The 16609-nt window shown below is 63.3% G+C and carries 18 protein-coding genes; 13 read left to right on the forward strand and 5 right to left on the reverse strand.

All coding sequences use genetic code 11. The annotated features are described in order from the left end of the window. The coding region (locus VMW12_13405) for an ATP-dependent Clp protease ATP-binding subunit (GenBank protein HUZ50718.1) at positions 1-1817 on the reverse strand (1817 nt) is incomplete at its 3' end. Between the two features lie 36 nt (positions 1818-1853). Continuing rightward, positions 1854-2558, reverse strand: a complete 705-nt coding sequence (locus tag VMW12_13410; GenBank protein ID HUZ50719.1) for an SIMPL domain-containing protein — start codon at positions 2556-2558, stop codon at positions 1854-1856. A 101-nt stretch (positions 2559-2659) separates the two neighbouring features. Here VMW12_13410 and VMW12_13415 point away from each other — a divergent pair, with 101 nt between their 5' ends. The 6 genes from VMW12_13415 to VMW12_13440 all read left to right on the forward strand — a co-directional run bounded on the left by VMW12_13415 (position 2660) and on the right by VMW12_13440 (position 7973). Continuing rightward, the gene (locus VMW12_13415) at positions 2660-2923 is read left to right on the forward strand and encodes a GlsB/YeaQ/YmgE family stress response membrane protein (protein HUZ50720.1); all 264 of its coding nucleotides are present in this window, start codon (positions 2660-2662) and stop codon (positions 2921-2923) included. 128 nt (positions 2924-3051) lie between these two features. Next, positions 3052-3294 carry a ferredoxin family protein gene (locus VMW12_13420; protein HUZ50721.1) on the forward strand — a complete coding sequence of 81 codons (243 nt, stop codon included), beginning with the start codon at positions 3052-3054 and terminating at the stop codon, positions 3292-3294. A 50-nt stretch (positions 3295-3344) separates the two neighbouring features. Beyond that, a complete protein-coding gene (locus VMW12_13425; protein ID HUZ50722.1) occupies positions 3345-4010 on the forward strand; it encodes an ABC transporter ATP-binding protein in 666 nt (221 codons plus the stop codon). Then, on the forward strand, positions 4007-6574 hold the full coding sequence (locus tag VMW12_13430; protein HUZ50723.1) for an FtsX-like permease family protein: 2568 nt from the start codon (positions 4007-4009) through the stop codon (positions 6572-6574). The genes VMW12_13425 and VMW12_13430 overlap by 4 nt, the downstream gene beginning before the upstream one ends. Continuing rightward, complete coding sequence (locus VMW12_13435) at positions 6564-7670, forward strand: lipocalin-like domain-containing protein (GenBank protein HUZ50724.1); 1107 nt, start codon at positions 6564-6566, stop codon at positions 7668-7670. The genes VMW12_13430 and VMW12_13435 overlap by 11 nt, the downstream gene beginning before the upstream one ends. A gap of 66 nt (positions 7671-7736) precedes the next feature. After that, positions 7737-7973 (forward strand): hypothetical protein, encoded by a 237-nt coding sequence (locus VMW12_13440; protein ID HUZ50725.1) that lies wholly within the window; start codon positions 7737-7739, stop codon positions 7971-7973. A gap of 6 nt (positions 7974-7979) precedes the next feature. Here the strand turns inward: VMW12_13440 and VMW12_13445 are convergent, their stop codons facing one another. The 3 genes from VMW12_13445 to VMW12_13455 are packed head-to-tail and all read right to left on the reverse strand — an operon-like array spanning position 7980 to position 9715. Then, positions 7980-8570, reverse strand: coding sequence for a hypothetical protein (locus tag VMW12_13445; GenBank protein ID HUZ50726.1), 591 nt, complete (start codon positions 8568-8570; stop codon positions 7980-7982). Further along, positions 8567-8791, reverse strand: coding sequence for a NifU family protein (locus VMW12_13450; GenBank protein ID HUZ50727.1), 225 nt, complete (start codon positions 8789-8791; stop codon positions 8567-8569). Before VMW12_13450 ends, VMW12_13445 begins: the two co-directional genes overlap by 4 nt. Next, entirely contained in the window at positions 8792-9715 is a 924-nt protein-coding gene (locus tag VMW12_13455) for a fructose-bisphosphate aldolase (protein HUZ50728.1), read from the reverse strand. It lies immediately after the preceding gene. A 51-nt stretch (positions 9716-9766) separates the two neighbouring features. Here VMW12_13455 and VMW12_13460 point away from each other — a divergent pair, with 51 nt between their 5' ends. The 7 genes from VMW12_13460 to tdh all read left to right on the forward strand — a co-directional run bounded on the left by VMW12_13460 (position 9767) and on the right by tdh (position 16545). After that, complete coding sequence (locus VMW12_13460) at positions 9767-10648, forward strand: NAD(P)-dependent oxidoreductase (GenBank protein HUZ50729.1); 882 nt, start codon at positions 9767-9769, stop codon at positions 10646-10648. Then, entirely contained in the window at positions 10632-11372 is a 741-nt protein-coding gene (locus tag VMW12_13465) for a response regulator transcription factor (GenBank protein ID HUZ50730.1), read from the forward strand. Before VMW12_13460 ends, VMW12_13465 begins: the two co-directional genes overlap by 17 nt. Before the next feature lie 8 nt (positions 11373-11380). After that, on the forward strand, positions 11381-12577 hold the full coding sequence (locus tag VMW12_13470; GenBank protein ID HUZ50731.1) for an ATP-binding protein: 1197 nt from the start codon (positions 11381-11383) through the stop codon (positions 12575-12577). Positions 12578-12622: 45 nt separating this feature from the next. Beyond that, entirely contained in the window at positions 12623-12796 is a 174-nt protein-coding gene (locus VMW12_13475) for a hypothetical protein (protein HUZ50732.1), read from the forward strand. A gap of 104 nt (positions 12797-12900) precedes the next feature. Next, positions 12901-13689, forward strand: coding sequence for a phosphate ABC transporter ATP-binding protein PstB (gene pstB, locus VMW12_13480; GenBank protein ID HUZ50733.1), 789 nt, complete (start codon positions 12901-12903; stop codon positions 13687-13689). Between the two features lie 142 nt (positions 13690-13831). Further along, positions 13832-15382: an OprD family outer membrane porin gene (locus VMW12_13485; GenBank protein HUZ50734.1), complete on the forward strand. Its 1551-nt coding sequence runs from the start codon at positions 13832-13834 to the stop codon at positions 15380-15382. Between the two features lie 104 nt (positions 15383-15486). Beyond that, on the forward strand, positions 15487-16545 hold the full coding sequence (gene tdh, locus VMW12_13490; GenBank protein ID HUZ50735.1) for an L-threonine 3-dehydrogenase: 1059 nt from the start codon (positions 15487-15489) through the stop codon (positions 16543-16545). Positions 16546-16609: the final 64 nt, after the last annotated feature.

Consider the following 16609-nt stretch of genomic DNA (forward strand, 5'->3'; position numbering starts at 1 on the left):
CGCTGCACGAAGCGCGCGCCGCTGCCCGCGGCCATGGCTTCCTGCGCTAAGAACGCCTTGGCGTCGTCGGTAAGCCGGAGCTTCACGTCGCGGGCTCCCAGCCGCGCGGCAAGCGCATCGACGTGAATCGTCACGATCGCCTCGATCTGCGCCGCCCCCAGTTCCTCGAAGGCGATCGTGTCGTCGATGCGGTTGAGCAATTCCGGCCGAATCGCAAGCGCCAGATCGTCGTCGTCGAGGTTCGTGGTCAGCACGATCAACGCGTGGCGAAAATCGACCGTACGCCCCTTGGCGTCGGTGACGCGCCCGTCGTCGAGAATCTGTAACAGAATCGCAGCGACGTCGGGGTGCGCTTTTTCAAGCTCGTCGAACAGCACGACGCAGTAGGGGCGCCGCCGCACCGGCTCGGTGAGTTGCCCCGGCTCGTCGTGCCCGGCATAGCCCGGCGGTGCGCCGAGCAAACGCGAGACGGTATGCGATTCGGTGAACTCGGAGAGATCGACGCGTACGAGCGCCGCTTCGCTTCCGAACAGTGCTTCGGCCAGCGCCTTCGCGAGTTCGGTTTTTCCGACGCCGCTGGGCCCGGCGAAGAGAAAGCTTCCGAGCGGCTTGCGCGGATCGTGCAAGCCGGCGCGCGCGCGCCGGATCGCCTCCGAAACGCGCGAAACGGCGAAGCTCTGCCCGATAACCCGCTTTTCGAGCGTGTGCTCGAGTTCGAGTAACTGATGCGTCTGCGAATCCGTCAACGCGGCTTGCGGAATGCCCGTCCATTTGGTGACGACGCCGGCGACGTGCTCCGCGCTCACGACCGGCCGATCGACGGCACCGCGGTTCTGCAGCGCCACCGAAGCGGCGGCTTCGTCGAGCAGATCGATGGCTTTATCGGGGAGAAAGCGATCGGCGATGTAACGCGCCGAGAGCGAAGCCGCCGCCTCCAACGCATCCTCGCCGATAGCGACGTGGTGATGCTCCGCATAGCCCGCGCGAAGCCCGCGCAGAATGGCGATCGTCTGCTCGATGGTCGGCTCTTCAACCATAACCGGCTGGAAGCGCCGTTCGAGCGCCGCATCGGATTCGATGTATTTGCGATACTCGTCGAACGTGGTGGCGCCGATGCATTGCAGCTCTCCGCGCGCGAGTTCCGGCTTGATCATCGAGCTCAAATCCAGCGAGCCTTCGGCGGCGCCGGCGCCGACCAGCGTGTGCAATTCGTCGATAAAGAGAATGACGTCGCGGGCGCTGCGTTTGACTTCGTCTAAGATGCGCTTGACGCGGCTTTCGAATTCGCCGCGATACTTGGTGCCGGCGACGAGCGGACCCAGCGAGAGCGAGAGCACGCGCTTATCGCGCAACGTTCCGGGAACCGTTCCCGCGACGATGCGCTGTGCGAGCCCCTCGACGATGGCGGTTTTCCCCACCCCGGGTTCGCCCACCAAAACGGGGTTGTTCTTGCTGCGTCGCGCGAGGATGGAGACGACGCGTTCGATTTCATCGTCGCGGCCGATCACGGGGTCGAGTTTGCGCGCGCGCGCGAGTTCGGTGAGGTCGCGCGAGAAACTGGCTAGCGTCGGCGTGCCGCTGCGGAAGCGTTTGGCGATCTCGTCCATCGGCGACGGGCTGCCGGCCTCTTTATCGCGTTGGAGCTTGTCGGCGAGCAGGGCGCTTCCGGCGATCAGTCCGGCCGCTGCGAGCGCCGCACCGAGGAACGGCAGGGCGCTGGTCGCCGCCCGCCGCTGGGCGCAACTCGCGCAGAGCGATTGGGTACCGTTGGACTGGGTAGCCGGACGGTTCAGGCAGGCCTCGCACATGGTGGTCATGCTCTGGTTTACCCCGGACGAGGGGTGGTAGTTTCGCTACGGCGCCGCAAGGTAGACGATCGAGACCGAGACCGACACATTGACGCTGGATGGATCGAATTGCGTCGCGACGAGGGAGACGGCTGCCATGGTCTTCATGGCGATCGGCGCAAAGGCACCCTGCTCGGTGGAGATACTCTTAATCCCGATCAGGTGGAGGTGCGATGCTGCCGCGAGCGCGGTAGCCTTCCCGCGGGCATCTCCAACCGCCAAGGTGAGCGCTTTAGCGCGGGCTGCTTCGTCGTTGGCCAGGCCGAAGGCGACATTGTAAATCTGCGTGACCCCAGCGTGCGTGAGGGCGTCGACGACCGATCCGGCATCGTTCATGGCCCGCACCTTTACCGCAAACGTGCGCCAAACGGTGTAGCCGTAGATCCCTGCGTTGGGCGGCGCCGGAACGATCTTGGGCTTAGGGTTGTAGTTGATGCGATAGGATTCCAGGGCGATATCGTCTCGAGCGACCTTTAGTTTGGAGAGCGACTCGATAACGCGCTGGTAGATCGCGTTGTTTTGAGAAGCCGCATCGGCGGAGCTCGCGGAATTCGTACTGATCGCGGCCGAAACGGTCGCAATGTTGGGCTGCATCGTCAGGCTGCCGGTCCCCGTCACGACGATCTCGGTCGGGGGTTGCTGGGCTGCCGGGGCCGCCCCGCTCGCGCCGAGCAGCAGGGCGATCGTAAGACCGATAATGGCTTTGCTCATATGCGCGTGTAACGTCGTACGCCGCCCGCCCGTGCCCCTGCAAGGGGGGTTTAATTTTCGAGCGTTTAGGGGAACCTAGCGAGCAAGGAGGACCTTTGCAAATGGGATTGATTCTGTTTCTCATCTACGGGCTGATCGTCGGGGCGGTGGCCAAGTGGATCGTGCCGGGCGAGGGCCCGGGCGGTATTCTCGGCGATATCGTCGTCGGTATCATCGGAGCGTTTATCGGCGGCTGGCTGGCAGCCACGTTCTTCCACACCGGGTACGCCGGCTGGTCGCTCTCAGGCTTCATCACCTCGGTCTTGGGCGCCATCATCCTGCTCTTTGTCCTGCGGGCCATCAGCGGCCGGCGCTCGGCGGTGTAGGCGGCTGATGCCGCCTTAGTCACAGACGCGGGTATGGGAAGGCGTCTACGCTGGTCGTTGCCAATAGCTGGCACGACTGCTGCGTATACTTCCTTCCGATACTCATCTTTTAAGAGGTCTGGACTTTCATGGCGTACATCATCACTGAGCCCTGCATTGGTACCAAGGACAAATCGTGCGTGGACGTATGCCCCGTCGATTGCATTCATGGCAGTGATGCCGACGACCAGTTGTTCATCGATCCGGAAGTCTGCATCGATTGCGGTGCATGCGTTTCGGCGTGTCCGGTTGAGGCGATCTTCGCCGATTCCGACGTTCCCGCGAAGTGGGAGTCGTTTACCGCGCTCAACGCGGCGTATTTCAAGAAGTAATCGCGCCCGCGGGCGCAACCGATCGGCCGAAAGAACGGGTTGCACCCAGCGTGCAGCCTGTTCGCGTTATCGCCGCATCAAAACGCTACGACGGCGACGTCCTGGCATTAGACGACGTGAGCTTCGAGGTGCGCCCCGGCGAGCTCGTTGCACTGTTGGGCCCGAGCGGGTGCGGTAAAAGCACGCTGCTGAATTTGGTCGGTTGCATCGATCTGCCGACCGAAGGAGAGGTCTCGATCGACGGGCGTTCGACCAACGCTCTGACGGACGACGAACTCACGCAGGTGCGCCGCGATCGCATCGGCACCGTCTTTCAATTCTTCAATCTCTTGCCGACGCTGACGATCGCGCAAAACGTCGCTCTACCTCTGGTGCTGCAGCGGCGCCCCGCGGCCGAAGTCGAGGCTCGCGTTTCGCGGGCCCTCGAATCGGTCGGGATCGCAGAGAAGGCCGATGCCGCTCCCGGGCAGGTCTCCGGCGGGCAACTGCAACGGGCGGCGATCGCGCGAGCGATCGTCCACGATCCCGCCATATTGCTGGCCGACGAACCAACCGGCAATCTCGATTCGACCAACGGGATACTGGTGCTCGATATTCTGCGTGCGCTTGCGGATGGCGGGCAAGCAATCCTGATGGCTACGCATAGCAGCGAAGCGGCAGCGCGCGCGGATCGACGCATCCATCTGCGCGACGGGCGCATCGAATCGATCGAGTGAGGACCTTCGCCGCACTCTTTCGCGCGCTGGTTACCGGATACGCGCGCGCCAACGTGTTACGCGCGATCGTAACGCTGATTGCCGTCGCGCTCGGCGTCGCCGCATCCTATGCGATCGATATCGCCAACGATACCGCCGTCGCGTCGTTTTCGAAGAGCGTCGACGTGATCGCGAATCACGTGAATCTCCAGGTGTTCGGGGCGGGCCGAGGCTTCGACGAGCGAGCGCTGTTGCGCGTGCAGCGCCTGCCGGGCGTTCGCAGCGCGAACCCCATCGTCGAAGGCGAAATCGGGCTGGGCGTCCATCCGGGCGATCCGCAGTCGGGTGAAATCGTTCGCGTCATGGGCATCGATATCACGCGGGCCGCGCTTCCGAACGGCGTCGACGCGGCGCAGGCCGAAGCGAACTTCGATCCGCATCGCTTCATCGACGACAACGGCATCTTCGTGAGCCATCGGATCGCGTTGCGGTATCACGCGCCGGCGGGCGCGCTCCTGTCGGCGTACGCCGGACCGCGGCTCGTGCATCTACACGTGATGGGCGTGATTCCGCCTAATACCGTCGGTGTTGATTCGAGCGTGGCTTTCGTGGATATCGCGACCGCCCAGGAGCTCTTTGGAAAAGTCGGGCTCCTCGACCGGATCGATATCGTCGCCGACCCCACGCGGCTCGATTCGATCCGGGCGGCGATCGCTCGCGTGATCCCGCCGGGCTCCCGCGTACTCGCCCCGCATACGCGGCTGGACGAGATCAAACGCATGCTCGCAAGTTTTCAGATGAATCTCTCCGCGCTCGCCGATGTGGCGCTGCTCGTCGGTATGTACCTGATCTACAATGCGGTCGCGATTTCGGTGGTGCAACGTAAGAGCGAGATCGGCACGTTGCGCGCGCTGGGAGCGCGGCGCCGCGAGATCTTTGCGACGTTCGTGGCCGAAGGTGCGCTCTACGGCGCGATCGGAGCGCTGCTCGGGTTGGCGCTCGGATTCGTCCTCGCGCGGTTCGCCGTACAGACCGTGCAACTCACCGTGTCGACGCTCTACGTCGCCTCGCATGCGGATGGCTTGGTGGTAACGCCGTTTGCGACGGTCAAGGCGCTGAGCGTCGGGATCGGCCTTGCGATGCTCTCGGCGGCGCTCCCCGCGCGCGATGCGGCGGCGACGGCGCCGGCGCGCGCGATGCGCACCGGTGCGGGAGCCGAGCATCGCGTTCCGGGGCTCGGGCGCGCGAGCGCGGCGCTCGGCGTCTTTGCGCTCGTCCTCGCCGCAGGCCTCGCGCGGCTCCCGGCCGTCGGTGACGGCGTGCCGCTGTTCGGGTATGCGGCGGGAATCTTGCTGATCGCCGGCGCGTCGTTGTGCACGCCGATCGTGCTTGCGGCGGCGGCCGTAGCGGTGCGCGCGATTCGCGGGAACGCTTCCACGACGATTGCCGCGGGATTTCTGCGCGGCTCGCCGCGCAGGTTCTCGGTGGCAATCGCCTCGCTCGCGGTTGCCGTGGGCATGATGGTGGCGATCGCGATCCTGGTCGGCTCGTTCCGCGCGACGATCGTTGCTTGGACGCACGACACGCTGGGCGCGGATCTGTATATCAAAGCGCCGGGCACGGTGGACGCCGGCTTCCAAGGCTACTTCCAGCCTGAGGTTCCTCGCCTGGTCGCGAGCGTGCCGGGTGTCGCCGCGGTCGATACGTTCCGCGGTTTCGACGTGCCGTTTCGCGGGGCGTTTGCGCAACTCGGGACGACCGACGTGCGTTCGCTCGTCACTCGCAACGCGCTGCGCTTCCTAGGGCATCCCGACGTGGGCGCGCTCGTGCGTTCGATGTACGATCGCAACGTCGTGGCCGTCAGCGAGCCGTTCAGCACGCGCTTCGGCCTGGTTCCGGGAGATGCGTTTACGCTGGATACTCCCAGCGGGCGCACGCGCTTTCGGATCGCCGCGGTGTACAACGATTACTCGACCAGCGGCGGCACGTTCATGATGGATCGCGCGACGTTCGCGAGGCTCTACCACGACGACACGGTCGATTCGATCGCCGTTTATGCGAAGCCCGGCGTCAATCTTGCCGATCTGCGTACCGCGATCGTGCGAAAGCTGGAACCCTTGCGCATCGATATCAATACCAACCGCGAAATTCGTGCGTACGCGATTGCGATTTTCGACCGTACGTTTGCGATTACCAACGCCTTGTATGGGATCAGCCTGACGATCGCGATCCTGGGCGTGGTGAGCACGCTTTTCGCGCTGGTTTTGGAACGCCGTGAGGAAATCGCGCTGCTGCGCTATATCGGGCTGACGCGGGCGGGCGTACGCCGGACGGTGTTGGTGCAAGCGGCGGTGGTTGGGGTGCTGGCCGCGGCGATCGGCATCGGCTTGGGCATATTGCTTGCCGCCGATTTGATTTACGTGATCAACCGGCAGAGCTTCGGATGGCTCATCGAATGGAAATCTCCTGGGTGGTTCTATCTCCAGGCTGCGGGCATGGTGATTGTGGCCGCACTGGTGGCCGCCATCTACCCGGCCCGCGTAGCGTCGCGCATTGAGATGTCGCAGGTGTTGCGTGCGGAATAAGATCGCGGCGTTGCTGCTGGCGTTCGTAACGCTGGCGGCCGCGACGACCGTTCGCACCAAGGACGGCTTCCTGCTCGCGACCGCGCCGTACGCGTTCTCTTTCCCGCGGGATCACTACGCGCACGACGCCTATCGCACCGAATGGTGGTACTTTACCGGGCATCTGCGCGCGGCGGACGGCCACCGCTTCGGATACGAATTGACGTTCTTTCGCATCGGGCTTGCGCCTCACCCGAGCCGCGTCGCAAAGGGGCGGAGCGCGTGGAGAGCCGCGCAGCTCTACCCGGCGCATTTCGCGATCACCGACGAGACGAAGAAGCAGTTCGTGTACTACGAGACGTTCGCGCGCGACGCGCTCGGGCAGGGGTATGCGTCGCAGCGGCGTCTGGACGTTCGCAGCAATGGGTGGACGCTGACCGGCACCGCGCAGGTTCGACCGGTGATGCACCTTCACGCGCGCTCGGGGAACGATGCGCTCGATCTGGTTCAGGTACCGGAAAAACCTCCGGCGATCAACGGGCACGACGGCATTTCGCGCAAGGGATCGTGCGTCGGTTGCGCGTCGCACTACTACTCGTTCACGCGGCTTGCCACAACGGGGACGCTCGTGCGCGACGGGGTGCGGTACGCCGTCCACGGCCTCTCCTGGATGGATCACGAGTACGGATCGGACGAACTCCAGCGCGGCCAGGTGGGATGGGATTGGTTTTCGATTCAGCTCGCCGACCGGCGCGAGATCATGCTGTACCGATTACGTCAACGTAACGGAAGGACGACGCCGCAATCTTCCGGGAGCTTGATCGCACCGAACGGCAGCGTGCGTTACCTGCCGCTTTCGGCGTTCACGATCGTGCCGACCGGAACGTGGACGAGCCCGCACACGCATGCCGTCTATCCGAGCGGCTGGCGCCTGCGCGTGAAAGGCGTGCGCGAGGAGCTGATCCTAACGCCGACGCTGGCCGATCAGGAGCTCGCGAACCCCGGCGGCACGACGTACTGGGAGGGCGCCGTTCGCGTTACCGATGCGCGGACCGGCGCGAGGCTCGGAGTGGGGTATGTCGAGCTCACGGGCTACGCGGAAGCGCTCCAACTTTAAGGAGGAGCAGTAATCCGCCCGAGTCCGAGGGCTCGCCGCCCGATTCTGCGAATACCGTGGCTCGATATGGCACTCTCAACCAGTTTCATCGGTCACTTCTTTGCCTTCGCGCCGCTCGTCCTCGGCATTCTTATCTACGCGGTGACCTACGTCGCCAAACGTAAGGAGACCGTCACGGGCACGCCGATCGGGCAGAGCTTCGCGTGTGCGAACTGCGGGCGCCGCGGCGTCCGCGAACACATGTTGGCACAGGCCCACGGCGGCGCGGTGAGTTGGTATTGCACCAACTGCGCGGGGCATTAACTCCGCTCAGTAGCCGCGCGTCCGAACGCGTAAGACGGCTCCAAGCACGTACGGAATCTCACCGAGGGTGAAACGCTCGTCTTCGCCGATCGCCAAGACGTAGCGTTGCGCTCCGTCGCCCGGCGGTTCGCCGCTCATGGAGACGACGATCCGGTATGCCCCGGGCGGCAACGCGATGGGCGTGTCGGCGGACGAGAGGTAATGGATGCCGGAGAACGGCTCGTAAAACGGAGCCGCGCCGGCGGATATCGTGCGCTCCGCCACTTTCGTACCGTTCGCACTGAAGATTTGGGCGGTTGGACGGCCGGCCTTCCCGGCATCGCGGCGCTCGATCAAGAGATTCCACGGCACCCGTAGCGGCCGTCGCGCGTCGAACGCATACGTGTCCCGTTGCATAGGCGCGAGGCGCCCGTAGAAGGCCCACGATTTTTGGGGGTCGCCGATGCGCACCGGATGCGCTGCATCGCGCGGCGAGCACGCAAAACGCGGGTCGTGCGCGCAGGCCCTCTGCGCATCGAACATGCCGACGCCGATCCATAGCGCGAGGGCCAACGCGGCGATGCCGGCGATGCGCAGCGCTACGGCGCGCGGCATCACACCTGCATGACCTCGCGTATTTCGGGAACCTCGGCGACCACGATCGCCTCGATCGCGCCCTTGAGGGTCATATTCGATGCCGGGCAACCGCCGCAGGCGCCGAGCATCTGCACCCACGCGACCCCGTCGTCAACCTTGATGAGCCAGACTTCGCCACCGTCGGCGGCGATGCCGGGACGCACCTTATCGATCGCCGCGTTGACGCGCTCTTCGATCGTCACTTACTGTTCCTGTCCATAGCCTTTCATGAGCCGGTGCATGCCGGCGGACATCGAGAGAGCGTTCTCCCACTTGCGCTGCCACATGTTGCGCCCGAAGATCAGCCCGACGCAACCGGCTTCCATGGCGATCTGCGCCTTGTGAAGCGTGGCATCGTCGCCCATTTTGCTCCCACCCGAAACCAGCACCAGCGTACGTCCCGCGGAGCGCACGACTCGCCGTAAACCTTCGACGTCGGTAAACTCTAACGTGTTGTACGGCTTGGGCAGCGCCGCCGCGGAGGCCGCATCCCATTTCGGCTCGTTGAGCTTGACGATATCGCATCCGACTTCGCATGCGACGCGTGCCGCGTAGTCGATCGCGTAGAGTGAATCTTGGCCGCCCTTCGCCTTCACCGCGGCTCCGCGCGGATACGACCAGATGATCAGCGGCATGCCGTAGCGTTCGCATTCGCGGCGCACCTCGTTGCACTGCGCGATATCGACGTCTTGCGCGGGGCTGCCGACGTAGAGCGTGTAGCCCACCGCATCCGCCCCCAAGCGCACGGCGTCCTCAACGGACGAAGTCATCGGGCTGAAGGCGTCCTCGTCCGACGGAAAATTCGTCTTGCCGTTGACCTTGAGAACGAGCGGCACGCGGCCCGCGTAGGCCTTGTGATACTTCTCAGCCAGGCCGATGTGCAGCGCAACGCCGGAGAAGTTTCCGGCCACGGCGAGGCGGTAGATCCAGTCGGTGTCGAGCGAGTCCGGATTATCGAAGAAATCGATCGGCCCGTGCTCGAGGCCCTGGTCGATGGGGAGGATCATCAGGGTGCCGTTGGCCGGACCGTGTTCGTACATCAGGCGGTGAAGCCGTGCGCGCTTTCCGACCGAGAGATTCATCTGTTCGAAGGTCGGGCGCGGGCTCGTCGTGGTTGCAGTGCTCATGCACGGCGGCTTCGGCCAGGAGCGCGGCGTCGCCTCCGGAAATGGGCGTTCGTGAGCGAACCACAACGAGTAGGTTTTGTCGGATTGGGCGCTATGGGCGAGCCGATGGCTCGATCGCTGCGCCGAGCGAATATTCCGGTAGCGGCCATCGTCCACCGCCGCCGCGAGCCGCTCGAGCGGTTGCTCGAGGACGGCGTTACGGAAGCCGGCGACGGCGCGGCCTTGGCGGCCCAGAGCGACGTCGTGATTTTTTGCCTTCCGGATTCCCCGCAGGTCGAAGAATCGCTCTTCGGCCCCTCGGGGGTGGCGGCGGGGCTACGGCCTGGGTCGATCGTCATCGATATGTCCACCCTCTCGCCGGTCGCGTCCAAAAGCTTCGCGAGCCGATTGGCCGCATTAGACGTGGCGTTCGTCGACGCGCCGGTGAGCGGGGGACCGATGCGCGCGGCGAGCGGGACACTCACGATCATGGTCGGCGCGTCACCACAGGATTTCGCGCGGGTCGAGCCGCTGCTGCGCGCCATGGGCACGCCCTACCACCTCGGGCCGGTCGGCATGGGCGAGACGGTCAAGCTCGTCAATCAGGTGATCGTCGCGAACGTGATGATCGCTAACGCCGAGGCGTTGACGTTTGCCAAGCGTGCCGGCGCCGACCTCGACGCTGCTCGAAAGGTTATCGCTACCTCGACGGGTTCGAACTACATTCTGGAGCAATGGTTGCCGAAGACGTGGCTAGCGGGAACGTTTGAAGGCGGGTTTGCACTCGATCTCCTGCGTAAAGACGTTGCGGCTGCGCTCGATGCCGCTCGCAGCATGGCTCACCCTATGCCGGCATCGGCGCTGGCCTATCAGCTCTACACCGCTCGCTCGGCAGAAGGGGACGGCGCGCTCGACTACAGCGCGATCGCCAAATCATATGAACGGACCCCTTGAAACAAAACAGTCGCGCGGCACTTTTGTAAAGAGCCCGGACTTCAACAAAAAAATCTTGGTCGTCGACGACGAATCGGCGATTTTACAAACGCTGCGTTTCAACTTAGAACGCAGCGGTTATGCGGTTGTAACGGCCAGCGACGGCCGTAGCGCGATCGCCATGGCGCAACGCGAGCAGCCAGATCTCATCGTGCTGGATATCATGCTTCCCATTTTGGACGGAATCGAAGCGTGTAAGGAAATTCGCAAATTCAGCGCGGTGCCGATCATCATGCTAACGGCCAAGGATCAAGAAATCGACAAAGTGCTGGCGCTCGAGCTCGGCGCCGACGATTACGTGACCAAACCGTTTGCCTTGCACGAATTTTTAGCGCGCGTCAAGGCGCGGCTGCGCCGGCAGTCGCCGATCGCTTCTGGGCACGAAGACGCGCTCTCGCTCGGCGGTATCGTGCTCGACCCGTCGCGTCAGCAACTCTCGGTGCGCGGCAAGGACGTCTCCCTGGCGCCCAAGGAGTTCGCGCTCCTGCGCGTGCTGATGGAGAACAACGGTCGCGTCGTAACCCGCCAGACGCTGCTCGATAAAGTGTGGGGTTACGATTTCGAAGGCGAGCAGCAAACGGTCAGCGTGCACGTGCGATGGCTGCGCGAAAAAATCGAGGAAGACTCGCGTAATCCGCGGCACATCCTCACGGTGCGCAGTCGCGGATATATGTTCAAATCGTAATCGCCTTGTTGTTGCCTGCCGTTTGGGCCCTGGTCCTGGTTGCGGCCGGTGCGGCGATTGGAGCAAGCGCCGGCATCGTTTTCGCGCGAGCCCGGATGATGCGAGCCTTATCCCGCACGGCGGCGCCGGAACAACAATCGACGGCCGCGCGGGGCAGCGATTTCGAGGGCGCGTTCGTGCGACTCGTACGGGCGCTTCCGCTGGGCGTGGTTTTCGTTGACGAAAACGCGCGGGTCACGTTCGCCAATGCCGCCGCCGCGACGATCTTCGGCTTCGATCTGGACCGAGCGGTGGGATCGCACGTGATCGCCTCGATTCCCAACGTGGAACTCGAGCGCCGAATCGACGAAGCGCTCCGCGGCGAAGCCTCGATCGCGCCGCTGATGCTGGCCGGCTCGGGCGGCCGGCGAACGTACCGCGTGTCGGTCTATCCGCTCGCCGCGGAAGGCGAAGACCAGACGCGTCGCGTCGTCGTTTTCGTCGACGACCAGACCGATCTCGCGCGCCTCGACCGAGCGCGCAAAGAGTTTCTCTCCAACGTCTCGCACGAGCTGCGCACGCCGCTTTCGTCTATTAAACTGATGCTCGAGACCGTTATCGCCTCACCCGACGATGAGGCTGCAGATCTCTTTCTCCCGCAAGCGCTCGGGCAGGTCGATCGTTTAGCCGAGCTCGTGCAACAATTGCTCGACCAAGCGCGGGCCGAATCGGGGCAGTTGCATCTCAATCTGCGCGACGTCGATCTGGATGCTGTGGCGCAGCCGATCGTCGCTTCGTTCGAGCCGCAGGCATCGAACAAGGGCGTGAACTTGGAGCTGCGATCGATGCGGCCGGTGCGGGTGGAAGCCGATCCCGACCGTCTATCGCAAGTCTTCGTCAACTTGATCGATAACGCGCTGCGACATACGCCGACCGGCGGGGCCGTGATCGTCGAGGTCGATGCGCAGGGCGGGGATGCGGTTTTGCGCGTGCGGGATACCGGTGTCGGGATTCCGTACCGCGACCTACCCCGAATCTTCGAGCGCTTTTACGTGGTGGATCGTTCGCGAACGCGCATGAGCGGCGGCGCGGGCTTGGGCCTGGCGATCGTCAAGGGCATCATCGACGCCCACGGCGGAACGATCTCGGCCGAATCGATGCTCGGGAGCGGTACATCCTTTATGATTCGCATCCCGATCATGCGAGTGGGAGGCCGCGAACCATAATCTTTCCATAATCGCGCGCTAATCTGAGTATGCCAGGCTAGGTGCATGTGGCGATCGATCGATGCGCTGGATTCGGACGAGAGCGCGATGCGGCACGAGATCCTGGCGTTTCTCGATGTGTACTGCCGCGGCAAGACCCTCCAAGATGCCCGCGAATGGTATGCGGAGGCGTTCTCGACGGAGCCTTCGCCGAGCGGCCTTGGCCTTAATAAAGCTTAAGAATCAGTTAATACGTTCTTACACCTTCGCCCGTAGGATGGAAGCGCCTCGCGAAGGTTTTTGTCGCTGGCTCGAAGCGCCACTCGGAGAGTACACTGTAGTTCATGATCGCCACCAACACGGACGCCAGCGTTGCGACATCGACCAAACTGCAGGTTACGGATCTCAATGTTTTTTATGGTAACTTTCAAGCGATCAAGAACGCTCAATTAAGCGTTCCTGAAAATTGCGTCATGGCGTTGATCGGTCCGTCGGGTTGCGGTAAGTCAACCTTCGTTCGAGCGCTCAATCGCATGCACGACCTCACACCCAACGCTCGGGTGCAGGGGCATGTCTACCTTGACGGCGACGATATCTATGCGCCCGGCGTCGACCCGGTGACGATACGCCACCGCATCGGCATGGTGTTTCAACGCCCCAATCCGTTCCCGAAGACCGTCTTCGAGAATGTGGTGTATGGGCCGCGCATTCACGGCCTAAGCAATCGCAAGGCGCTCATGGAGATCGCCGAGCGCAGCTTGCGCCATGCGGCGCTGTGGGACGAAGTCAAAGATCGCCTCGATAAATCCGCGCTGGAGCTCTCCGGCGGCCAGCAGCAGCGGCTGTGCATCGCCCGCTGCCTCGCGGTGGATCCCGAAGTGATTCTGATGGACGAGCCCGCGTCGGCGCTCGACCCGATCGCGACGAGCAAGATCGAAGATCTCATCGACCAGCTCAAAAAAGAGTACACGGTGGTGATCGTCACCCACTCGATGCAGCAAGCCGCGCGCATCAGCGACTTCACGTCGTTCTTTCTGATGGGCGAATTGATCGAGACCGGGAGCACGTCGGCGATCTTCACCAAGCCCAAAGACAAGCGCACCGAAGATTACATCACGGGCCGCTACGGCTAAGTCCTCTACGCACCTGCGAGTGCGACTATAGGCGCTATCGCCGGTACGTTGAGAGACTTAAAGATTCGTTAAGCCGCGCTTAATCGCGTGTCGTTACACTATGGGCGTTACTCCTGTCCCACAACTTAGGAGCATTTTTTACGTGTTAACCAAACTCGCGCGCGTCGCAGTGACCGTGTTCGCGATGGCTTTGGCGGGCACGACGTTCGCGCTGGCGGCAACATCGGCAACACCGGCAACGACCGTCGTCGCGCAGGAAACCCCTGCGCCGAAGGCCACTCCAAATCCGTTCTCGTACAGCGGTTACGTCCGCGCCTACGACTTCACGCGGCAGAACGCCAGCAGCTCCGCCCAAGGCGGCGCTACCGGCCAAGCCAACCAGCAGTCGTTCAATCTCGGCATCAGCTTGCACGGCGAATACAAGTTCGCGAACTCGCCGTTCACGGCGGGCGCATCGTACCTGTATGCAAATCCGCTCGGCGCATGCTCGTCTGCCGCCGATCACGCAAAGGGCCTGCCCTGCGTTTCGAACAAGCAGCCGGCGACGAATCCCGACGACACGATTCCGGGCTTCCAACTGAGCACGCTCTACGAAGCGTACCTGCAGTACAAAGCCGACGGCTTCTACGCCAAGGTCGGTAACCAAGTCATCAATACGCCTTGGGCGAACGCTTCCGATTCGCGCATCAAACCGGCCGCCTTCCAGGGCGCCGACGTGAGCTACGCGATCGACAAGCAGTTCACGGTTGAGGCCTCCGATTACATTCGCTGGGAGAACCGCACGAGTTCGGCGTTCGATAAATCGACGCTGCTCACGAGCTTCCCGGCGGGCTCGCCCGGCGTCCCGAGCAACACGCTCGTTCCCGGGGGCCAAACCATCGCGACCGATGGATTCTTCTACGGCAAAGTCGGATACACGGGCTTCAAAGGCGTCACCGCCAATGCGTATTACTACGGCTTCCAGAACATCGCGAACCTTCTGTGGCTCGATGCGCGTTACCCGATCTCGGGTTCGAAACTCAACCCGTTCGTAGCGCTGCAACTCGGCAGCGAGAAGGACACCGGCTCGGCCGTGCTCGGCAAGATCGATGCCAGCGTGTTCGGCCTTCAGGGCGGTCTCAACGTTACGCCGAACGTCGCCGTGACGCTCGGGTACGACACGGTTCCCGTCAAGACCGATACCGTCACGCTTCCGGCCGGCTTTAGCTGTAAGGGCAACTCGATTGCCGGTACCGCAACCGCCGCGACCGGATCGCTCAACTACCTGCTCCCGACCGGTGGCTCGGGCAATTGTTCGTCGAACGCCAACGGCACGACCAACATTTACTACGGCGGTTTGGCCAGCCCGTACACCGATTCGTATGCCACCGATCCGCTCTTCACCACCTCGCTCACGCAGGGCATGTCGGACCGCCGCAGCCCGGGCAACGCGTTCAAAGCGCAAGTGACGTTCACGTCTAACGACAAACGTTTCGTGAGCTACGTGACGCGCGCGTGGTACAGCTACAATAACCCGGCGTACGCGCAGGCGACGTACGAGACCGATTTCGACGCCCTTTACCGCCTCAATAAGGTCGGCAAGGGCGCCTATCACGGTTTCCTCGTGCACTACCGTTACGGCGAGCGCACGCAGACCACCGCGGGCCTGCCGCTCTTCAAGTACAACCGCTTCCAGGCCGAGTACGACTTCTAGTCGCTCTCGATCGAGGTCGCACGAAGCGGAGCCGGGGTCGCCCCCGGCTCCGCTTTTTATCGTCTAGGTGACGCGAAGGGTGACGCCAAATAGTCTGGCCCGACATGACTTCAACCATGCGTGCGTTGCGAAAACTCCGCCCCGAAGCCGGCTTCGTGCTCGAAGAGGTGCCCATCCCCGAAATCGGGCCGACCGACGTGCTGATTCACGTCGAGAAGGCGGGGGTCTGCGGCACCGACCAGCACATCTACAGCTGGGATAAATGGGCGCAGGCGCGGGTTAAGCCGCCGCTGGTGATCGGCCACGAATTTATGGGAACCGTTGCCGCCGTCGGAAGCGCGGTACGTTCGGTTGCAGCCGGCGAGCGGGTCTCCGCAGAAGGCCACATCGCGGATCTCACCTGCGTGCTTTGTCGCACGGGGCAGGCGCATATCTGCGAGCGCGTCGAGATCATCGGCGTCGATCGCGACGGCGCGTTCGCGGATTATATTGCGATGCCCGAGTACAACGTCTGGAAACTCGATCCGGCGATTCCCGATGAGTTTGCCGCGATCTTCGATCCGCTCGGCAATGCGGTCCATACGGTGATGGCTGCGGGCGTCAGCACGAAAAGCGTCGTGATTACCGGCGTCGGATCGATCGGGTTGATGGCGATCCCGGTTGCGCGCGCAGCGGGCGCCGCGTCGGTGTATGCGATCGACGTGAACCCGGCAAAGCTCGAACTCGCCAAGCGGTTGGGCGCCGACGAGACGTTCGATGCCCGTACTCCCGGATTGGTCGATGAGATCAAGCGTCGTACGAACGGTGACGGCGTCGACGTGCTGCTCGAAATGTCCGGTAGCGGTTCGGCGATCGATAGCGGCTTGCAGATGGTGCGCAACGGCGGCACCGCGGCGCTGCTCGGCATCCCCAGCGATTCGATTAACATCAACCTCGCCGAACGCATTATCTTCAAGGGCCTGACGGTACTCGGCATCAACGGTCGCAAGATGTTCGAGACGTGGTACCAAACGCAGGCGCTGGTGAAGAGCGGGCGCGTCGATCTGCGCCCGATCATCACGCACGTGTTGCCGTTCGAACAGTTCGATCGTGCATTCGAACTGATGCGCAGCGGCGAAGCGGCCAAAATCGTTCTCGATCTCAAAGGTGATATCGCATCGTGAATACGGCATTCGAAACCCGCCTCCAAACCGATCTCGACGCGCTCAAAGCGGCGGGAACCTACAA

It is taken from the genome of Candidatus Dormiibacterota bacterium (assembly GCA_035532835.1).
GTDB lineage: Bacteria > Vulcanimicrobiota > Vulcanimicrobiia > Vulcanimicrobiales > Vulcanimicrobiaceae > DAHUXY01.

Excerpts from the sequence above, each read along its gene's own strand:
- tdh (HUZ50735.1), top strand. The coding sequence starts at position 15,487 with ATGACTTCAACCATGCGTGCGTTGCGAAAACTCCGCCCCGAAGCCGGC.
- VMW12_13465 (HUZ50730.1), top strand. The coding sequence starts at position 10,632 with ATGAACGGACCCCTTGAAACAAAACAGTCGCGCGGCACTTTTGTAAAG.
- pstB (HUZ50733.1), top strand. The coding sequence starts at position 12,901 with ATGATCGCCACCAACACGGACGCCAGCGTTGCGACATCGACCAAACTG.
- VMW12_13415 (HUZ50720.1), top strand. The coding sequence starts at position 2,660 with ATGGGATTGATTCTGTTTCTCATCTACGGGCTGATCGTCGGGGCGGTG.
- VMW12_13455 (HUZ50728.1), bottom strand. The coding sequence starts at position 9,715 with ATGAGCACTGCAACCACGACGAGCCCGCGCCCGACCTTCGAACAGATG.
- VMW12_13420 (HUZ50721.1), top strand. The coding sequence starts at position 3,052 with ATGGCGTACATCATCACTGAGCCCTGCATTGGTACCAAGGACAAATCG.
- VMW12_13410 (HUZ50719.1), bottom strand. The coding sequence starts at position 2,558 with ATGAGCAAAGCCATTATCGGTCTTACGATCGCCCTGCTGCTCGGCGCG.
- VMW12_13475 (HUZ50732.1), top strand. The coding sequence starts at position 12,623 with ATGTGGCGATCGATCGATGCGCTGGATTCGGACGAGAGCGCGATGCGG.
- VMW12_13440 (HUZ50725.1), top strand. The coding sequence starts at position 7,737 with ATGGCACTCTCAACCAGTTTCATCGGTCACTTCTTTGCCTTCGCGCCG.